This is a genomic window from Paenibacillus sp. FSL R5-0923 (assembly GCF_038009145.1).
Lineage (GTDB): Bacteria > Bacillota > Bacilli > Paenibacillales > Paenibacillaceae > Paenibacillus_AQ.
The window spans coordinates 4,840,110-4,859,202 of record NZ_JBBPAT010000001.1 but is presented as its reverse complement, the minus strand read 5'-3'; the positions used below and the strand labels follow the sequence as shown (position 1 = coordinate 4,859,202).

16 protein-coding genes and 1 other annotated feature are annotated in these 19,093 nt (G+C 41.3%); of the genes, 9 read left to right on the top strand and 7 right to left on the bottom strand.

Translation table 11 applies throughout. The features are described from left to right. Window positions 1-62: 62 nt before the first annotated feature. Together MKX35_RS21775 and MKX35_RS21770 are read right to left on the bottom strand one after the other, a co-directional pair. Window positions 63-1,505, bottom strand: a complete 1,443-nt coding sequence (locus MKX35_RS21775) for a serine hydrolase domain-containing protein (RefSeq protein WP_076299409.1) — start codon at window positions 1,503-1,505, stop codon at window positions 63-65. Window positions 1,506-1,591: 86 nt separating this feature from the next. Then, window positions 1,592-2,728, bottom strand: a complete 1,137-nt coding sequence (locus tag MKX35_RS21770) for a VanZ family protein (protein WP_076299408.1) — start codon at window positions 2,726-2,728, stop codon at window positions 1,592-1,594. 149 nt (window positions 2,729-2,877) lie between these two features. On the opposite strand from MKX35_RS21770, the gene MKX35_RS21765 reads away from it, so the two are divergent. Together MKX35_RS21765 and MKX35_RS21760 are read left to right on the top strand one after the other, a co-directional pair. Further along, complete coding sequence (locus MKX35_RS21765; protein ID WP_042187563.1) at window positions 2,878-3,225, top strand: hypothetical protein; 348 nt, start codon at window positions 2,878-2,880, stop codon at window positions 3,223-3,225. 166 nt (window positions 3,226-3,391) lie between these two features. Continuing rightward, the gene (locus tag MKX35_RS21760; RefSeq protein WP_076299407.1) at window positions 3,392-4,624 is read left to right on the top strand and encodes an aminopeptidase; all 1,233 of its coding nucleotides are present in this window, start codon (window positions 3,392-3,394) and stop codon (window positions 4,622-4,624) included. Window positions 4,625-4,686: 62 nt separating this feature from the next. Here the strand turns inward: MKX35_RS21760 and MKX35_RS21755 are convergent, their stop codons facing one another. Beyond that, entirely contained in the window at window positions 4,687-5,784 is a 1,098-nt protein-coding gene (locus MKX35_RS21755) for a DUF4303 domain-containing protein (RefSeq protein WP_076299406.1), read from the bottom strand. 181 nt (window positions 5,785-5,965) lie between these two features. After that, window positions 5,966-6,961, bottom strand: coding sequence for a tryptophan--tRNA ligase (gene trpS / locus MKX35_RS21750; RefSeq protein WP_076299503.1), 996 nt, complete (start codon window positions 6,959-6,961; stop codon window positions 5,966-5,968). Window positions 6,962-7,063: 102 nt separating this feature from the next. Then, window positions 7,064-7,349 (bottom strand) — a binding site (T-box leader). 197 nt (window positions 7,350-7,546) lie between these two features. Between trpS and MKX35_RS21745 the strand changes: the two genes are divergently transcribed. Next, window positions 7,547-7,972: a hypothetical protein gene (locus tag MKX35_RS21745; protein ID WP_042127063.1), complete on the top strand. Its 426-nt coding sequence runs from the start codon at window positions 7,547-7,549 to the stop codon at window positions 7,970-7,972. Between the two features lie 56 nt (window positions 7,973-8,028). On the opposite strand, the gene MKX35_RS21740 is transcribed toward MKX35_RS21745, so the two are convergent. After that, a complete protein-coding gene (locus MKX35_RS21740) occupies window positions 8,029-8,397 on the bottom strand; it encodes a winged helix-turn-helix transcriptional regulator (protein WP_076299405.1) in 369 nt (122 codons plus the stop codon). Window positions 8,398-8,621: 224 nt separating this feature from the next. On the opposite strand from MKX35_RS21740, the gene MKX35_RS21735 reads away from it, so the two are divergent. The 3 genes from MKX35_RS21735 (at window position 8,622) to MKX35_RS21725 (ending at window position 12,030) form a co-directional block, all read left to right on the top strand. Further along, on the top strand, window positions 8,622-9,158 hold the full coding sequence (locus tag MKX35_RS21735) for a sigma-70 family RNA polymerase sigma factor (protein WP_042187570.1): 537 nt from the start codon (window positions 8,622-8,624) through the stop codon (window positions 9,156-9,158). Beyond that, window positions 9,151-10,272: a DUF4179 domain-containing protein gene (locus MKX35_RS21730; protein WP_081382858.1), complete on the top strand. Its 1,122-nt coding sequence runs from the start codon at window positions 9,151-9,153 to the stop codon at window positions 10,270-10,272. Before MKX35_RS21735 ends, MKX35_RS21730 begins: the two co-directional genes overlap by 8 nt. Window positions 10,273-10,458: 186 nt before the next feature. Next, window positions 10,459-12,030 carry an ABC-F family ATP-binding cassette domain-containing protein gene (locus tag MKX35_RS21725; protein ID WP_076299403.1) on the top strand — a complete coding sequence of 524 codons (1,572 nt, stop codon included), beginning with the start codon at window positions 10,459-10,461 and terminating at the stop codon, window positions 12,028-12,030. 2 nt (window positions 12,031-12,032) lie between these two features. Here MKX35_RS21725 and MKX35_RS21720 read toward each other — a convergent pair whose 3' ends face one another. Continuing rightward, entirely contained in the window at window positions 12,033-13,838 is a 1,806-nt protein-coding gene (locus MKX35_RS21720; RefSeq protein ID WP_076299402.1) for a cache domain-containing sensor histidine kinase, read from the bottom strand. Between the two features lie 6 nt (window positions 13,839-13,844). Next, window positions 13,845-15,473 carry a response regulator gene (locus MKX35_RS21715; protein ID WP_076299401.1) on the bottom strand — a complete coding sequence of 543 codons (1,629 nt, stop codon included), beginning with the start codon at window positions 15,471-15,473 and terminating at the stop codon, window positions 13,845-13,847. Between the two features lie 294 nt (window positions 15,474-15,767). Here MKX35_RS21715 and MKX35_RS21710 point away from each other — a divergent pair, with 294 nt between their 5' ends. From MKX35_RS21710 to MKX35_RS21700, 3 genes are all read left to right on the top strand, one after another. After that, a complete protein-coding gene (locus MKX35_RS21710) occupies window positions 15,768-17,159 on the top strand; it encodes an ABC transporter substrate-binding protein (RefSeq protein ID WP_076121384.1) in 1,392 nt (463 codons plus the stop codon). A 125-nt stretch (window positions 17,160-17,284) separates the two neighbouring features. Beyond that, window positions 17,285-18,181: a carbohydrate ABC transporter permease gene (locus tag MKX35_RS21705; protein WP_427468745.1), complete on the top strand. Its 897-nt coding sequence runs from the start codon at window positions 17,285-17,287 to the stop codon at window positions 18,179-18,181. 12 nt (window positions 18,182-18,193) lie between these two features. Next, window positions 18,194-19,081 carry a carbohydrate ABC transporter permease gene (locus tag MKX35_RS21700; RefSeq protein ID WP_081382857.1) on the top strand — a complete coding sequence of 296 codons (888 nt, stop codon included), beginning with the start codon at window positions 18,194-18,196 and terminating at the stop codon, window positions 19,079-19,081. The last annotated feature ends 12 nt before the right edge of the window (window positions 19,082-19,093 follow it).

Sequence of the window (19,093 nt, the reverse complement as noted above, 5' to 3'; positions counted from 1 at the left end):
AGTGATATAAGGCCGCTAAGTTCCTGCATAGGACGAAGCGGCCTTTCTTTTATTAACTATACCTATTGTATTCTTCCGATTATATCATCGAATTCAAGCGGTCCCATATTCACATTAATCCGCTGCTTAAGGATAAGCATGTTCTCTAGAATATTAATATCAAGTGTAATTAAGAAAGGCATTTCAACAAATAGCAAGGACAATTTAAGTTGATCTTCTGCAGTCCAAGTAAAGCTGGACATAATCCGGTTCATGAAAGGCTCCAGGATGAGTGCAAAGCTTTCGAGCCATTGTCCTCGGCCTAATCGAATGACATTCTTTTCACCAAGTTTAGTTATTAAAGTAACTTCAGCTTCATCATTGTTGAAAGAGATAGAGATAGTAGCTAGTGAAAATTGGTTGTCATCGAGTGTATAGGTTATACCATTCAATTGATCTTCTTGAAAAGATGACGGCTGCAATTGTGGAGGGTCTATCGATAAGTTTTTTAATTGGTCTGCCAATTTGGCTGCTAATGCTTGTTCTTCCAGAAGAGGGACATCTTTCATATTGGGTAATAAATGCTCCCACACTGCATTCAAAATACCTTGAATACTATTTGAAGCGGCAGTAATAGCAATTACCGCATCCTGATCAGGAAGAACAACGCAGAGTTGTCCGAATGCGCCATCGGCGCGGTAGGCTCCGTGTTGGCATCTCCAGAATTGATAACCATATCCGAGCGCCCAGTCATGATCGCCTTCGCCATTGGAAATGTGTTTGGAAGTTGCCTCATTAATCCACTGTTCAGGCAGGATTCGTTGATTATTCCAGATCCCTTTTTGTAAGTAAAGCTGGCCGAATTTAGCGATATCCTCTGTGGTAATGCTTAAGCCAAATCCCCCCGTGTTAATTCCACGTGGACAAGACTGCCAAGTTGCTCCGTGAATACCGAGCGGAGCGAACAGACGCGGTTCTAGATATTCTAGCAGTGTTTGGCCAGTAACTCGTTGAAGGATCGCGGACAGCATGTAAGTGGCGCCGGTATTATATAGGAAATGTGTACCTGGTTGTTTCTCCACTGGGACTGAGAAGAAAGCTTTAACCCAATTCCCGTCTGCACTTTTATGAAGTGTGTCCATAGTATCCACGACATGCCCGGTACCCATCATCAATAGATGTCTGATTGTCATGTTGGATAGATTGTCAGTGTTAGTCGCAGGAGCCTCTTCAGGGAAGAAGGAGATAACTGCATCGTCGAGCGTAATTAGCTTTTCTGTAACCGCAAACCCTATTGCAGTTGAGGTGAAGCTTTTGCTAAGGGAAAATAGCATATGTGGAAGATCGGACTTATAAGGAGACCACCAGCCTTCAGAGACCACATACCCATGCCTAAGGAGCATGAAGCTATGCAGACCTAAGCTTTGTGTCTCTACTGCATCAATAAAGCTGGATATTGCGGCTGATGATATGCCCTGCTCTTCTGGAAGACTTCTAGACAACTGCAAGCTACTTGTAGTTTCCATTCATTCATCTCCTAAATTTTGAGAATCCTTGCCTTCCTATTTTATAATAAATTCCATTGTATAAATACTATATAAAATGAAGATTTTTAATCCTCTAAAGAGCTGCTGTTGGAGGCATCGGTATGCAATCTTTTCTCAGGCCATGAAATAACATGCGAGGTTCGGCTTAATTTCTCATAGATTAGCTGGTCATCTTTTTTGAATACCTTAATGATTAAATGGATAAAGAAAACTAAATCGACCAGTAGAACAAAGAGGTAAGCGGCCGTTCTCAATGGTGAAGATAGAAGCCCCGTCACATCAGAATCGATAACAATAGCGTGAAGTCCAAGTATTACCCAATATAACAAACCATATCGGATCATAAGCGCCCAGAAAGAAGCCCGATTACCTCTGTTCGTTACCCGAATACGTACAATCCATTTGCCTAAGGTCCGCCCACCAGTAAAAGCTGGAATCAGGATGAAGTAAATCCCTGTTACAATCCAGAAAGCACTTTTTATATCGAATCCATAAAGTACACCAAACCCAATGATCCACACCATACTATCGATGAAAAAAGCAATCCCTCTGCGGGTATAGGAGACTCTTTTGGCAGAACGATCGATATTCGTATCCAGTTGTTCTATACGTGGCAGTAACCCGTTTATCCAGATAGCAATTCGGAATCCAAAGATCCCTCCCAGCGTGTTGGTAATAAGATCATCGACATCAAATAGACGGTAGGGATGATCAAAAAAGCCGTAGATGCCTGTAACCTGAGTGACCTCAAAAGATAACGAAAGTATGAAAGACAAGAGAATACACATTCCCCAGCGCGTTCGGAAATAGTATCCCAGAAACAATCCAAACGGCACGGTCAAAGCGATGTTAAATATCACCTGTAAAAAAGCAGGCTCGCGCAGTAATGACCAATACGTTGAAATCTGATCAGGTATGATCTTAGAGCCATCTATAATATCTTGTATGAATTGAAGAGGGACGAGCTGCATCATACTTCCCGAAGGTGCCATATTATGTCTTGAGGAAGGCATCGGAAGCAAAACAAGAAAATAAGCGTTCATCAGATAGAGCAGCAATAAGTATAGGATTAAAGCTCTAAGCTTATGGATGTAGCCGTGTCTACGGTATTGAACGATTAGAAAAGGGAGTGTGAAGATCAATGCCGCTATAGGAAACATCATAAAGGCATAAGAAATTGGGAAAAAGTAAGAATGAAACATAAGTCACCTGCCGAATCATTGTTTTTGTGGAATATTGTAGTCTGCTGCAAACTAGCGTTCCCGGCTCATTATAAAATTTTATGATAGGGAACTCAACTTATTTATTTAGCGCTTCCGGCATACATATGTCTATAGAGGAGCGTGAAGTGATGGAGAAAAAGGTGCAGCAGTATTATCGACTGAAGCAAAAGCAAAAGGAAATTGAAAAAGAGTTAGCAGAGCTTCGGCAGGATATTCTAAGCTATTGTAGTGAGCAGGGGGCTACCGAGACTGAAATCGGAAGCTACAAAGTGAAGCTAGTGATGCAAAATCGCAAAGAATATGATGATCTCAAGTTATATGAAACCCTATCAGACCCCGAAGTGTGGCGTATGCTCTCCAAATCAGATCCCGCGAAGGTAGCAAGTTTGACCAAGCTTAACGTAATCTCTGAGGACAAGATAATGCATACCTATTCTTTAAAGACCGTAACGTTGCTGCAAGTGGATAAAAAATAAGGATTTACGAGAGCGGTTCCTTTCATGGGGGCCGCTTTATTATATCGAATCGCAACTCTTAGCATTTTGCGTTAAAATAAGAAGTGAAGCTGACCGTCTGCTGTTAAGGAGCTCCGGTGCTTTGGTGCGACAGTAAAGCAACCATAGAGATGGAGGAAGAGAATTCATGAAAGATTTTGATGTCATGTTAGAGAAATATGCGAACCTGGTTGTAAAGGTAGGGGTAAATGTACAGCCTGGACAAGTTTTGATGGTGCATGCACCTATTGAAACGGCAGAGCTTACTCGCTTGATTGTAGGTAAAGCCTATGAAGCAGGTGCTAAATATGTAATTGTTGATTGGGACGATGAAGCGACTACACGTATTCGTTACGAAAAAGCCCCAGAAGATTCCTTCGATTACTATCCACAGTGGCAAGCAGAAATGATGGAGAAGTTTGCGGAAGAGAACGGCGCCATCTTACATATTAAAGTACCAGATCCGGAATTGTTCAATGGTATTGATTCTTCCAAAGTGTCAAGAGCAGTTAAAGCGGCAGCTGTTGCTCGCAAAAACTACTCCAAATATACTCGTAATAGCAAAATTAGCTGGTCTCTCGTTAAGGCCCCAACGCGCGCTTGGGCGAACAAGGTGTTCGCCGATCTCCCTGAGGAAGATCGAGTGGAAGCGATGTGGGAAGCCGTTTTCCAGATGAATCGTGTAGGTAGCGAGGATCCGGTTGCCGCATGGAGAGAGCATATCGGTCAATTGAAAGAAAGTCAGGATAGAATGAACGCTAAGCGTTATAAAAGCCTGCATTACCGTGCTCCGGGAACGGATCTGCATGTGGAGCTTCCAGAAGGACATCTTTGGCGTGGAGGCGGCGGAGAGAATGATAAAGGCGTGTATTTCGTGGCTAATATGCCAACGGAGGAGATCTATTCCATGCCACATCGTACAGGTGTGAATGGTACAGTTAAAAGCACACTTCCTTTGAATCTGAACGGACGTTTGGTAGAAGGTCTTTCATTCACTTTTAAAGATGGAAAAGTAGTAGCATATGAAGCTGAGTCCGGACGTGAGCATCTGACTTCGCTGCTGGCAACGGATGAAGGTGCATCATATTTAGGAGAAGTGGCTTTAGTGCAGCATGATTCTCCAATCTCTCGCTTGAACCGAATTTTCTACAATACAGGGATTGATGAGAATGCCTCCTGCCATTTCGCGTTGGGAAGTGCTTATCCTGTCAATATTGAAGGCGGCACAAAGCTTACGAATGAAGAGCTTATCGCACGAGGTGCTAATGTCAGCTTAACACATGTCGATTTTATGATTGGTTCAGCTGAGCTGGATATTGACGGAGAATTGGCGGATGGTACGATTGAGCCGGTATTCCGTAAAGGGAATTGGGTGCTGTAAGTGAAAATAAGGCCGTAATGATCCCTTTTGGGGAGGGTTACGGCCTTTTCTTTTGAGAATATTTATAAATTTATTACAGCGTTTATTTCGCGCAAAGCATCTTCCAGATCTTCGCCTCTTTCATTCATGCGGTTTGCTAGCTGCTTACAATCATCAAGTTGTTGCTTTGTTAGCGGTCCTGCAAAATGCAGCGTTTCAATATAGTAATAAATGAAGTAATAATTCTCAATTTCAATGATCTCCAAATCTATTAAGGGATTTAAACGTTGGATGCATTCCTGAGCCAGTGCATTTCCAAGATGCTCCATTTGTATGAACACTTCTAGGTCAGACTTCCCGTAAATATATGGAATCGTGTCACTGTAGCTACTAAGAACTGCGTCGGACCAATAATCTAAATATTCTGTGACTGAGAAATGTTGATTCTGCAACATCAGCTCTCGAAATTTTAAATCTTTTGCATGATCAAATGGGAAAATCTTTGCGAATAAAGCAGGTTCGATGGTTTTTGGCATCACAATACTGTAATCTACGTCATTGTTCCCTGTGGAGGCAAAGGCAATAAAGTCTTCAGTTGTATTTAATGACTCAAGCTCACCCTCAGTGATCAAACGCTGCATTGCTCTTAGCGTCAGCAGATAATACCCCATTTTAATAATCCCTGCTTCAAAGGCGATGATAGGTTGATCCTCCGTGTTAAAGAGAAAATCTTCTTCTGGATAAGTTGTCAGATCTGCTAGTTGGGTAAAATAATTCACGATCTTATCGTCTTCAAGCCATAAGTGGTACCGAAAATCCCCCTGATTATATTTCAACCAGTTTATTGAACGTTCATCTCGATCCATTGGATTTCTCTCCAAAGCCCGCTGGAAACCTTCAAGGGTATTTAGATAAATGTTGATGTTATAAAACTCATCAGCTTGAAGATTAAAAACATAGACATCTTTATTGTCAGGTCCACTCGCGAAAGAAGAAATGACTGCTTTACTGTTCTTAACGAGGGTATTTACAAAGCTTTCAGCTGTAACAATTTCAATATGAATAGGTTTAGTGGGACTAAATTTTGCTCTGTTTCCATCATATAAAAGATAGTAACCTTCTTGGTGGAACGGAGTTCTCTCTTCAAGCACACGTCCAAGCTGTGAATAAAATGTATTCATGTCCATTCTTCTTTCTACTATGATTTAAATGAATGATTCGACAATTTCTTCTTTTTTCCTCTAAGAGCCGCTGTCCAATGTGACGCTGGATGATGAAGAGTCAATAATTGTTTCTAAAAAAACGCCAGAGCTCTCTTCAATAGAGAGTCCGGCGTTTTTTTATTGCCCATAGAGATCAGTTTTATTTTGAAAAATAATTAAGGCCCATAGCCTCGCGTACTTCGGACATCGTTTCTTGAGCAATATCGCGGGCACGCTTAGTTCCGGATAATAAGATATCCTCAACAACCTTGGGTCTGGCAGCATAATAGGAGCGACGCTCACGCATTGGTTCAATTAGCTGGTCTAGAGCTGTCGTGATAAGCTGCTTACAGGCAGAACAGCTTATACTCCCACTTTCGCAGCTATCGTGAATTTCTGGGGCGCCATGTGAACGAACAGCACGATGATAAGCATAAATGGGACAAATATCTGGATACCCAGGATCATTTTTATGAACACGGGCTCGATCAGTTGTGGCTTTACGGATCTTGAAGGTGATCTCTTCTTTCGTAGAGTCCAGCTCGATAGCATTGCCTAGGCTTTTACTCATTTTAGCGTTGCCGTCTGTTCCTATTAGTCTTGGCGTCTCGCTGATGAGCGCTCTGGGCTCCACAAGGATGGGGCTGTACAGCTCGTTGAATCTACGTACGATTTTGCGGGTCAACTCCAGATGGGGAAGCTGGTCTTCTCCTACAGGAATAATCGTCGCTTTACAAAAGGTTATATCCGCAGCCTGGCTAACTGGATAACCTAGAAAACCATAATACAATTCATCTAAGCTGGAATTTTTCGATTCGGCTTTAATCGTGGGATTATGCCGTAAAGAATTCACAGTAACAAACATGGAGAATAGGACGGTCAGCTCAGCGATCTCAGGAACCATAGATTGAATAAATAGGGTGGCTTTATCTGGATTTATACCCGCCGATAAATAGTCCAGTGTGATTTCATTCAAGTTTTGACCAAGGTATTGAGGCCGATCAAAGTGAGTCGTTAGGGCTTGAATATCTGCTAGAAACACAAAAGTATCATATTGCTCCTGTAGAGCCACTCGGTTCTGTAAACTGCCCACGTAATGGCCAAGGTGCAGCTTTCCGGTCACTCGATCTCCAGTTAATACACGTTCTTTTATCATTTGAATTCCTCCTGTTTTGTCGCTTCTGATTAACATTGAATCGCCACCACCAGCCATCATCCATGGCCATCACCTCCTTAAAATAACAAAAAAACCTCATCCAATAAGGACGAAGTTGTCGTGGTACCACCTTAATTGATCGTGTTACCATACGTTTCGTTGGCTTTACGATCTTCTCTTACCTGTACGGAGAGTGTTAAAACAATCTAGATACAGGTCCCTTGATAACGGTGGGAACCCCGGCTATCCCTACAGCATCCTAGTGAGATGGTTCGGAAGAGCAACTCTAAAGGCCATTCGATCAAGCGCTGGACACCGGTTCGCAGCAACCACCGGCTCTCTGAAGTCCATGTTCGTTTGTCTACTTACCCTTTGTCAGCGTTGTTCATGATATTTGGGTAATTGTAATTCTGATAAGTGAGTTTGTCAATAGGTGGAAATTAGAGGATGATATTCGAAGTATCTAGGTTTTATAATCTAGTAAAAGTATAACTTAAATGTATATAATCATCAGGAATTAAGTCCAATCTATCATTGCGGATTCACAATATACTATTCTATAACCTTGAAATGGAGTGATAAAAAATGGCGACAATTATAAGTTATGGGTCACAGGCAAAAATCCCGTTAGACCCGTTTACTACTGCTATAACGGTTGCAGGGATTCCTGGAGCTGGAGCGGGTCTAGCCACAGCGCAAGTAAATATTAGTCCGGCTAATCCTGCCTCTTTCTCCAGTAGAGTCGAGTTAAATGGTAGTTTTAGTCTTACTGCACTTGCTAACAGCCAATTTCTTGTTTTAATCCGACGTGCTGGAGTCGATATTTATAGATCCTTTTTTCGTTTTACTACAACTACTGATATTCAATTAAATGTTCAGTGGGTTGATGGTCCTTATATTGGAATCCACAACTATGAATTGGTAATTCAGAATGATAGCAACTTGCCTATAAATCTATTTGGACCCATATCATTCACAGCAACTGCTATAGGAGGAGATGGCGTAATTTAAGTTATGGGACAGTTAAATCGATCTGATTTAACTGTCCTTTTTTCATGGGGTAAAATTTATTTATTTAAAATGTTGTCCTCTAAAACAGCATATTTATCGCCATATTGCTTAATGATATGTTGTTCTCCCCAATTACATAGAGAAGTCAAAATGTCGCTTAAACTATCACCATACTCACTAAGCTCATATTCCACTTTGGGTGGAACCTGATTGTATACGATCCGGTTGATAATTCCATCGGCCTCAAGTTCGCGTAGTTGCTGGGTTAACATTTTTTGAGTAATTCCGGGCATTAACTGTTTTAGTTCCGATGTTCGTTTTTTGCCATGAGTTAAATGACACAGAATTACACATCTCCATTTTCCTCCAATCACTTCGAGTGTGGCCTCAACAGAAATATTGTATTTTTTCTTGATAGTTGTCATGATATCCTCCAATGTATGGGTACTTTTTAGTATCTATGGTACTTTTAAGTGCGTACTATTGATTATGTCCAATTTTGCTTATCATAACATTTATCGTTCTTTTTTTATAGAATGTTATAATTTCAAGTGCTCAGTCCCAAAAAAGTTAATACAAATAAAAACCGTTTCTATACCCTCCCCGTCTTAATTTATGAGAGGTTTAGGAGAGGGGGCTAAGGAAGGATATGACGATGACTAATGCAGAAATGAAGAAGGTAACGATTCTTGATTCTAGGAGCGAGACGGATTTCTACGATTCTATATTGGTACATAGAGAACAGCTATACAGTATTGCCTATAGCTACTTGCGTAACCGGAATGATGCGCTTGAAGCGATGCAGGAAATGACTTGCCGGGCCTGGATCAAAAGAAAAACGTTAAAGGATCCAAAAGCGTTTAAATCATGGATCATTCGGATCCTGATTTATGTCTGTATAGATGAACAAAGACGTAGAAAGCGTTCCATGCCGCTTGTTGACGAGAGAATAGGAGAGCAGATTACCCACATTGGCCATCATCGGATGGAAATGCTGTGGGCACTTGAACAGGTTAAACCCAAGTATCGCCATGTGCTGCTGCTTAAATACTACAACGATATGACCTTAAATGAGATTGCTAAAATACTAGATAAACCTGAAGGAACGGTCAAGACATGGCAGCATAAAGGACTCAAGCAGTTAAGAACGATCATTAAGAATCGGGGTGATTGGAACCATGAGTAGTCAGGAGGAGCTTGCCATGTTAATCGATGCTGAACGGATCCCACAGGAGCAAAAAATGGAGAGTGCAGCCGCACAAATCTATGCCATTCAAGCAGGACTCGAACTAGGTAAAAAGCGCGGAAAAAAGCTAATGTTCGCTAGAAGCGCTATGGCTGTACTGACTGCTTCTGTTTTGATTGCAGGTTTACTCTTCTTCAATCCAACCCAATTGATGCCACAGCAAGCCTCTACAAGTATTGAATCAAGTAACTGGGGTGTGCTGGAACCTTTTAAGAAGCTTGCCTCGTTAGATGGTGATGCTCTCACATTAGAATCTGCTATCCGAAATGATTATGTGCAAATCGTGAATAAGAGTGCTGAGAAAAACGGATATAAAATCACTCTAAATGCTGTGATCGCTGATGAAAATAAAATTATACTGCTATATACAGGGACTACAAGTGGTGGTCAGGAAATTTACAATGTGAATAGTGTATGGCTGACAGATGCTGTGACGGGACAAAGTGTAGTGGATGAAAATGGGAGTAGAGGTGGGATGGGTTTACATGCTGTGGATAGTATTTATACATGGCTCGGAAAAACTATCTATCCACTAGATAAGGATAAAGCATTTCCAAAAGAGGTGGTGGCGAATTTTCAGATCGCTTCAGTGGATCCAGGAATGCTAGCAAAACCAAAAACGGGAACGGATCTAGCTGACATGCGCTATTCTGATCGTTTAAAGGTGAGCTTCGCTATTGATCCAAAATTCTGGGAACAGAAGACCGAGACAGTAGTTATAAATCAGCCTTTTATGATTGACGGACATGAAGTGAATCTTGCGCAGGTGGAGCTATCTCCTTTAAGTATAGTAGTTAAATTTACGTTAAGTGAGGCATTAAAAACCGATTGGGAGATCAGGAATGAGTTATTTGGAAAGACCCCCAGTGAGTTGACATCGCGGGTTGGGAAGCGCGAATTGAAAAATAATTCGATTGGCGGAAGTGGCAGTGAGGATGGATTTATAAGTAACTTTAGCAGCAACGTATTGGATCAACCCAAATTCATTCGTTTGAAACTTGATGCGGGGCCTGATCGCGAGAAAGAGGAGTATATTGATATCTTGAAAAAATAAGCAGCAAGTGATGAGAGTGAGAATGTGATGGGATTCGTAATGCAGAAAAAGGTCCGCTGACAGCGACCTTTTTTTGTTTTCTAGAAGATTAAATATGATTATAAAGTCCTTTTTAAAATAGTGCTATAATAGCTCTTTGAGTGTTCTGAGCTGTATTTTGATCTATATGAACTAGGGGTGATAGATTTGAGCGTAATCCGTATGGAGAACGTAACTAAGAAATATGAGAATACTTTGATTTTTCGAGATATATATTTTCGAGTTAGCAAGGGGGAACGGATTGGGTTAATCGGACGAAATGGTGCGGGGAAGTCTACTGTTTTTAAACTGATGATGGGAAAAGAGGAGCCAACAGCAGGGAAAGTAGAGTTAGATCCCAATGTGAAGATCAGTTATTTCTCTCAATTCTCGGAGCTTTCCGGGGCCTTGTCTGTACAGCAAGAGTTAGAATTGTGCTTTGAGCAGGTAGCGCTTATCGAACAGGAGCTTAACCAAATCGGGGAACAGCTTGGACAAGTGACGGATGATGACCAGATGAATACACTTTTAGAGCGGCAAGCGGCGCTTTTTGAACAAATGGATCATTTGGATGGCTGGAATGTATCTGTAGAAATCAACACTGTTCTGACGAAGTTGGGCTTCAATGAAAGATCACGGCATCAACCTGTAGATGAGTTATCGGGAGGCTGGAGGAACCGTGCAGCACTGGCTAAAGTCTTAATTGAAATGCCCGATGTCGTATTGCTCGATGAGCCTACTAACTTTTTGGATATCGAAGGGATCGTATGGTTGGAGCAGTGGCTTCACCGTTTTAATGGGGCGATGATTCTCATCTCCCATGACCGGCAATTTATTGACAGAGTAGTCACGCGGACGATAGAAATCGAGAATTATCATTTTCAGGAATATGAAGGCAATTACACCGACTATGTTCGTAAAAAGAAGATGCGCAAAAAGGTGCTTGATCGTCAATTCGAGTGGGAAGAAGAGCTTCTACTTATGGAGTCTGAAGCCATTGAAACCCGCGGGAACAAAAAGTCCCCGAAGGATCGTCTATCACGTAAACTGACAGATATGAAAAAGCGTGTGGAGCCTCATCCAGTGAACGTACTGATCACCGATATCTACAGCAATTTACGGTTTCCGGACAAGCTTGGTGAAGTGAAGGGAATTGGACAAAGCTATGATGGTCGGACGATATTCCAGAACATTAGCTTCGATATTCAAAAGGAAGATCGGATAGCTATTGTGGGGCCTAACGGAAGCGGGAAGTCGACACTCATAAAGGTATTGACTGGGCAAGAAGAGCCTGAAACGGGTGGTGTGACTTGGGAACGTGGGGTCAGCTATGCGTACTTCAATCAGATGTGGGACGAACTCGATGTTAAGGATACAGTCAGTCATGCCGTAAATGTGTATGGGCTGGGACTCGATGCTCCGCGGAAAAAAGTGAACAAATTTCTATCGATGCTACAATTCTCGGAAATGGATCTGAGCAAAACGATCGGCAGTCTGTCAGGTGGACAGCAGGCCAGAGTAGCGTTAGCGAAATGCCTTCTCTCTGGCGCGGCTGTCATTATTTTGGATGAGCCAACGAATCATTTAGATTTGACGAGTATTCAGGTGATGGAGCAAGCACTCATTCATTTCCCTGGAGCCGTAGTTACCGTCAGTCATGACCGCTTCTTCATCGATAAAATTGCAACGAAAATGCTTACCTTCGATCCTGAAGCAGGAATCACTGAACAGAATGTTTAGGATTATGCTGGCAGTCGGATGATCACGGTCGTCCCTTTACCTACTTGACTGGTGATTTCAATCCCATAGGGTTCACCAAAATGAAATTGAATACGATCATGAACATTTTTTATACCAATATGATCTTCATCTAGGGTGTCTGATGGTTGAGAGAGACGAAGACGTAACTGTTTAAGTTTCTCTTCATCGATACCAATTCCGTTATCTTTAACGATAATTAGCATGTCATCCCCCGAAATCATCGAGGAGACTTCAAGGAGACCCGGTTCACTTCGACACTCCAGTCCATGGACGATAGCATTCTCAACGATGGGTTGAAGGGAAAAGTGCATGACTTTAATTATTTCGGTATTAGGTTCTAGCTGTTCAATATATTGAATTTTGTCCCCGAAACGTAATTGTTGGATTTTTACATACAGCCGGACGTGTTCAAGTTCTTCTCGCAGGGTTACGGTTATCTTTCCGGTCTGGATATGAATCCGAAACAATCTACCTACAATCCCCACCATTTCGCCAATCTCTCTTTGCCCATTAATGATAGCTTTCATTTGAATAGATTCAAGTACATTCGCAAGGAAATGTGGATTGATTTGGCTTTTAAGGGCGCCGTATTGAGCTACTTTTTGCTGTGCTTTGGCCATAGAAGATCGCTCGATATAATTTTGCAGGTCTTTCACCATTTTTCGGATTCCATTGTATAGAACACCAAACTCATCTTGACGATTACTATACAAATCCACATCAAAGTTCCCCATCCCCACCAGCTTAACCTTTCGGCTTAAAAGAATAATAGGCTTAGTGACACGCTCCGATAGGATATACATGAATAAGATCGCAGTGACAAGCGACAAGAGCGCTAATGTTAAAATGATTTTTCCGAGAAAAGTGGCTTGCTTAGTCATCTCTTTTTCATCTATATACTGTATGACCTTCCAGTTGGAATAGGGAGACGTAACAAAGTTAATGTACGAGTCTTTATCATCAAAAGTACCATAAAAGCTTCCCGTGTCATTGTTCATGAAAGTATTAAGCGCCTGAGGTTCTATAGGGATAGGTTGTAAGGGTGAGGTCTCTAAGATGTCAGAGCTGTAAACACTACCGCCCTTATCGTCTAAAATAATGAATTTTCGTTTGCTATTCTCCGAGAGCTTTAAGATTTCACGTAATGAATCCAATCGGATATCGATTAACATGACGCCAATGGGCTGCTTGCTTCCTTTTTTATTAATGACTCGGGCAATAGAAATGACGGATTGTTTGGAATTGGTGCGATAGAAGGGGACATGGCTGCCAAATAGAATCACTCCGCCTTTTTTCTGCTGGGTCTGTAAATACCAATCCTCCTGGGTATAATCCTTCACATCATAATCCGCACGATTGAAATTGGCAGAGTAGAACACACGTGATCCCGAAAAAATCTGCACACTATCAACATTTTTAATCGTCATCTCAATCCCGCTGATGAAATGCTCAATCGTGTTTCCATACTGAATATTCAGGTCATTTCCGACGTCGTCTTTATGGATCGTCCAGTGCTCAAGTGCGGTTTGGAGCTGGCTATCTACCTGTGCGTTCAGTGTACCTTTATCAATACTTTGAAGATATTGGTCAATATTGAACGAGAGGTTATTAAGGATCAGATTTGAGCTGCTCTGGTATTCATTTTTGACGGCTTGGTTTGAAAAGATATAGATGATTGCGGATATGATCAGGAGTGGAATGGTAATGGTCAGGATCATCAGTATGAAAATTTGACGATTGACATGTCGCATCCGGTAGCGTCGCTTTGGTTGCTCAATCTGCATCATTTTAGGTCACCAGCCTGATTGTTTTCTATAGTCTGATGGTGTCATGTTCGTGATGCTTCGGAAGGTTTTAACGAAATGCTTATAGCTTTTGTAACCACACATCGTACAGACATCGGTCACTAGAATCTCCGGTTTTTTTAAGCATTCCTGCGCATATTCCATCCGAATCTCGGTTACAAATCGCATGTAGTTCTTATCGAGTTTTCGTTTGAACAGGCGACTTAAATAAGACGGATTATAGAAGAATCGATCTGCTACCATCTGCAGAGTCACTTCTTGATCAATATTTTCTTTAATGAAGGATTTAATATGCTCGAATATGATCACATCCTGTTGGTGGTTGTGCGTCAATCCTTCGGTATAAACAATCCCTAAATGAATCATCCACCTGCCAAGCCAGTCAAAAAGCGTCTCAAGCGAATTAAAATCATCCACAAAGGTAAGGTTCAGGAGCTTTTCGCTGTACACACCTTCGATATGGATGTGATTTTTATTGGCGAAGCGGATTATAACACTTATGATTTCCTGAAGAAATGCGAGCCAGTAATCAGGAGAAGAGACATCGGTTTTACTCAAAATATCTTGAGCCAGGCGGTGCATCAGCTGGAGCGTCTCTATTTCGTTAGAACTTTCGATACAGGAGATCATCCGTTTCTTATCATTCTCATCTAGTTGAATTAAGGATGGTTTCTGAGAATTTGAGTTTTCTATCCATTGTGGCACATAGAATAACCTGCAATCTCTCTTGTAGAAGCGTTGATATAACATTCGATCGGAATCGTGCAGCAAAGTATGTATTTGTGCAGGGTTCTCCGTCGTCTTACCTATAACTAAATAGAGGCCTAGATGATGTTCTAGCGTAAGCGCCTTCAGATATTGATCGATTCGTATCTGTACTTGAGTTTGAAGAGGGAAGTTGTCAGTAGAAGACGGAGATCCCAATACAATAAGACCATAGAGCTTTGTTTTAGATGAATATGTAAAAATAGAGTGCGGTGTAGAGGCATGGAGATACTCATCCACTGCGTAATGAATGAACTTTTCCGCATATTCTCTCATCCATAGGGTGGATTGCGTGCGCGTTTCTCTCATAGGAATGCCAGTCAAAACAAAGGGGAGATAAAGATAGTAGTTACTGTTGAAATTACATAGTTCATGGATAATAGCATCATCTATTACTGAATGTTCTTCCTCTAGCAACAGCTTTACAAGCTCTGCCCCTTCCAGATTAGAACGTTTTAATCGGTCTTGCCGCTTTAGATGAAGCTTGTTCATACAGTTTTGTATTACTAGAAGGCTTTCTTCATATTCCAAAGGCTTAAGCAAAAAAGCATGTACATTCCCTACTTGTATAGCCTTCTGAGCGTATTCGAAATCGTTGAATCCTGTCAAAATGATAAATAATGTATCAGGAAGCAGATTGCGAATCTGTTCAATCATTTGAAGCCCATCCATTTCTGGCATCCGGATATCGGTGATCACCAAATCGGGCTTCTCGCGTAGCGCGGTGGTCATTCCTTCTCTGCCATTCTCTGCTTCAATAATGCTGTGGACCCCAAGCTCCTCCCAAGCAAAGTAATGTTTTAAGCCCGTTCGTATTAATGGCTCATCCTCTACAATCATCAATTTATACATGAAATCCCTCCGGAAGACTAGAATTATAGTGGATCACTCGTAAGAGAATACCATTAGATGTAAGATTAAAAGGGTTACATTAAGGCGGAAAAGTGAAAAAATATAAATTCAATTGTTAATAGGTGGAATATGTAATGTATTATAACATTGAAGAGGGGTGGATTGAAGGGATATGTCAGAAATGAACCCTAAAAGTAAAAGGAGTGGGATTCTCCTGAATTTACAATTGATTTATGATTAGCGCAAGGAATGAGAGCAGTACTTTATTCCACAAAAAATAATTGGGGGTAGCATATGAAAGCAATGAAAAAAGGGCTAATGAGTATTGTTGGTGTCGCACTTTTAGGTACACAGTTAGTTGCATGTGGAAATACGAACACAGCGAATTCAGCGGTTACACCAAGTAATAATGCTGACAAGACTGAGCCCGCAGCAACTGAGGTTGCTGCTAAACCAGTAGAAATTACTTGGTGGAATTTTCCGAGCTTTCAAGCTTTAGATGGTGAAGTAGGCAAGTATGAGAAGGAAATCATTGCAGCTTTTAATGAGAAGAATCCTGAAATTAAAGTAAACCTTGAGATGATCACCTTTGAAGGCGGCCCTGAAAAACTGAATGTCGCAATTGCTTCGAATACCGCACCGGATGTGATCTATGATGCACCTGGACGGATTATCGATTGGGGTAAAAAGGATTTGCTTGCACCGCTTAACGACATGGTGACTGATGAAGTGAAGAATGATATTTCAGAAGCTTTTTGGAAGCAGTCAAGTGTAGGCGACAACATCTTTATGTACCCGATCAACACAGCGCCTTTTATGATGGCTGTTAATAAGTCTATTTTTGAAAAGATTGGCGCTCTAGATTTACTACCTTTGGATAAGGAAGATAGAACTTGGACGTTTGAAGAATATAAAAAGGCGTTGGAAGCTGTAAAAGAAAAGGCCCCGGACGTTATTCCTACAGGATTCTTCGCGAAGAGCCAAGCTGGAGACCAAGGCACTCGCGCTTATCTTGCTAACTTAGGTGTATCCCGATTCTTAAATGAAGATAACTCAGCAGTCGCTATCAATACTGATAATGCTGCTAAAGCGTTAGATTGGATTGTCCAAGCTACGAAAGATAAACTCAGTGTCTCTGGTGCAGCTTCACTTGCGGCTGCTGACGTGAACGATTTGTTCCTGCAAGGTAAATTGGCCTTTACACTTAACTATTCCGCTGTACTAAAAGCACAGAACGTATCTAAAAAAATGGTACAGTTCGAAGATATTCTCCTTCCATTCCCTACACTAGATGGTTCAGAACCAAAGCTTGAACCATATCTGGGCGGTATGGCTGTATTTAACAATGGGGATGAAGCTAAGATTGCAGCTTCCAAAAAGCTGATTGATTTTATTGCTAATGATCCTGTATGGGGTAAGAAAAACTTGATTCAAACAGGTGGTCTCTCGGTTCGTAATTCGATTACTGGTCTTTATGACGATCCAGAGTATAAATACGCTGAATATGCACGTAAATTTACGACAGATGCACCAACGATTGCTGATGGATATGCAGATATTCGTACGTTCTGGTTCCCTGAATTACAACGTGCTTTAACTGGAGGCGCAACCGGCAAGGAAGCTTTGGATAGTTTTGCTACAAAGGCTAACGAAGCTATTACTAAAGCAAAAGCAGCTATGAAATAAATAGTGAATGGTGTTCAAAAGAATAGAGTGCGGGAAGCACTCTATTCTATTTAAAAAAATGAAAATTTTAAAGCTACGCACCTATAAATATCATTATTTTTCATCAGAGAAATGGGGAGAAGGTTGTGGGGACAACGGTACGCAAAATTAAAGGTTATGTGATACGTGACTGGATGATGAGTTATCTTTTCTTATTACCAGCGTTTGGATTTTTTCTTCTGTTTGTAGCCTACCCAATGATAAAAGGGGTTTATATTAGTTTCTTTGATTACTCGCTGAGAGATTTTAGTTTTATTGGTCTCGATAATTATATTTCATTATTTAAAGATGATAATTTCATGAAGTCCATGGGAAATACTTTATTACTCGTAGTGATCACCGTACCGATCGTGATTATCTTTTCACTGTTTGTCTCCATGAATATTTATAAGAAAAAAGAGTTTGCTAGATCGTTTTTCCGCGGTGTGTTCTACTTGCCAGCCGTATCTTCGGTCGTAAGTATTACAGTCGTTTGGGGCTGGATTTACCATCCCAACTACGGAATTCTGAATTATTTGACGGGTTTATTTGGAATGGAGCCTGTTTCATGGCTTGGGGATACAAGAACCGCTTTACTTGCAATTATCGTGGTCTTAATAACGACTTCTGTAGGGCAACCGATCATTTTGTATGTGGCCTCCATTGGTAACATTCCTACCTCTTATATTGAAGCCGCAGAGATAGATCGAGCAACCCCTTGGCAAATTTTCCGGAAAATATTATGGCCGATGCTGATGCCAACGAACTTATATATTATCGTGATAACCACGATTAATACCTTTCAGTGTTTTGCACTGATTCAACTCCTTACCTCAGGTGGACCTGTATATAGCACTTCAACTGTTATGTATGGTGTATATGAACAAGCCTTTATGCTAGGTCATTTCGGATATGCCTCTGCAATGGGCGTCATACTCGCAATTGTAATTGGGATCATTTCAATCATTCAATTCAAATACTTTGGCAGCGATGTTGAGTATTAAGGAGGGGACATCATGAATTCTACGAATCCATTAGAACTGAAAGCACCTATTATCCAGTCTAAGAAAGTAAGCGCATGGAAAAAAGAATTAACGATTCCAAAAATAATCGCTACAATCCTATTGATTTTGGCTACATTATTTTTTATATTTCCCTTTTACTGGGTAGTGTCGGGGGCCTTTAAACTTCAAACTGTGGCAACGACCATCCCACCGGAGTGGTTTCCGTTAAAGCCGACGTTACAGAACTGGACAGAATTATTTAAGAATCCAGTAGAACGCTGGATGTTTAATAGCTTTATTATTGCTTTTGCAGAAATGGCTGCGATCTGTATTGTCTCCTCCTGCGCCGGATATGTTCTCGCAAAGAAATCATTTCCAGGACGAGGAATTATCTTCACGATGTTTGTTGCCGCTATGGCATTACCTAAGCAAGTTATTCTCGTTCCGTTGTTTACGATGTTAGCTGACTTTGGTTGGGTCAATACGTATAAAGGACTTATTTTACCGGCAATTGGCTGGCCATTTGGAGTCTTTTTGATGAAACAGTTCGCGCAGACGATTCCGGGAGAGTTGATTGAAGCGGCAAAAATTGACGGCAGCTCGGAAATTCGATTGTTCGGAACGATCATTTTACCGTTATTGAAACCAGCAGTTGGTGCACTTGCTATATTCACCTTTATTACTTCATGGAACGATTATTTCAGCCAGCTAATCATGACGCGATCTACTTCGATGATGACCTTGCCACTTGGGGTTGCGACACTTCGAGGCGAATTCACAACGAACTATGGACTGCTTATGGCAGGTGCTGCGTTAGCTTCTATTCCTATGATTGCGATTTTCCTAATGTTTCAAAAGGCATTCACACAAGGGATTACTATGGGTGCTGTTAAGGGTTAACAATTCTCATAA

Bases quoted from the DNA above. Each gene is read 5' to 3' on its own strand.
- MKX35_RS21745 (WP_042127063.1), top strand. From the start codon at position 7,547: ATGGCGACAATTATAAGTTATGGGTCACAGGCAAAAATCCCGTTAGAC.
- MKX35_RS21735 (WP_042187570.1), top strand. From the start codon at position 8,622: ATGACGATGACTAATGCAGAAATGAAGAAGGTAACGATTCTTGATTCT.
- trpS (WP_076299503.1), bottom strand. From the start codon at position 6,961: ATGATAAAAGAACGTGTATTAACTGGAGATCGAGTGACCGGAAAGCTG.
- MKX35_RS21770 (WP_076299408.1), bottom strand. From the start codon at position 2,728: ATGTTTCATTCTTACTTTTTCCCAATTTCTTATGCCTTTATGATGTTT.
- MKX35_RS21715 (WP_076299401.1), bottom strand. From the start codon at position 15,473: ATGTATAAATTGATGATTGTAGAGGATGAGCCATTAATACGAACGGGC.
- MKX35_RS21730 (WP_081382858.1), top strand. From the start codon at position 9,151: ATGAGTAGTCAGGAGGAGCTTGCCATGTTAATCGATGCTGAACGGATC.
- MKX35_RS21775 (WP_076299409.1), bottom strand. From the start codon at position 1,505: ATGGAAACTACAAGTAGCTTGCAGTTGTCTAGAAGTCTTCCAGAAGAG.
- MKX35_RS21765 (WP_042187563.1), top strand. From the start codon at position 2,878: ATGGAGAAAAAGGTGCAGCAGTATTATCGACTGAAGCAAAAGCAAAAG.
- MKX35_RS21740 (WP_076299405.1), bottom strand. From the start codon at position 8,397: ATGACAACTATCAAGAAAAAATACAATATTTCTGTTGAGGCCACACTC.
- MKX35_RS21720 (WP_076299402.1), bottom strand. From the start codon at position 13,838: ATGATGCAGATTGAGCAACCAAAGCGACGCTACCGGATGCGACATGTC.
- MKX35_RS21710 (WP_076121384.1), top strand. From the start codon at position 15,768: ATGAAAGCAATGAAAAAAGGGCTAATGAGTATTGTTGGTGTCGCACTT.
- MKX35_RS21700 (WP_081382857.1), top strand. From the start codon at position 18,194: ATGAATTCTACGAATCCATTAGAACTGAAAGCACCTATTATCCAGTCT.
- MKX35_RS21760 (WP_076299407.1), top strand. From the start codon at position 3,392: ATGAAAGATTTTGATGTCATGTTAGAGAAATATGCGAACCTGGTTGTA.
- MKX35_RS21755 (WP_076299406.1), bottom strand. From the start codon at position 5,784: ATGAATACATTTTATTCACAGCTTGGACGTGTGCTTGAAGAGAGAACT.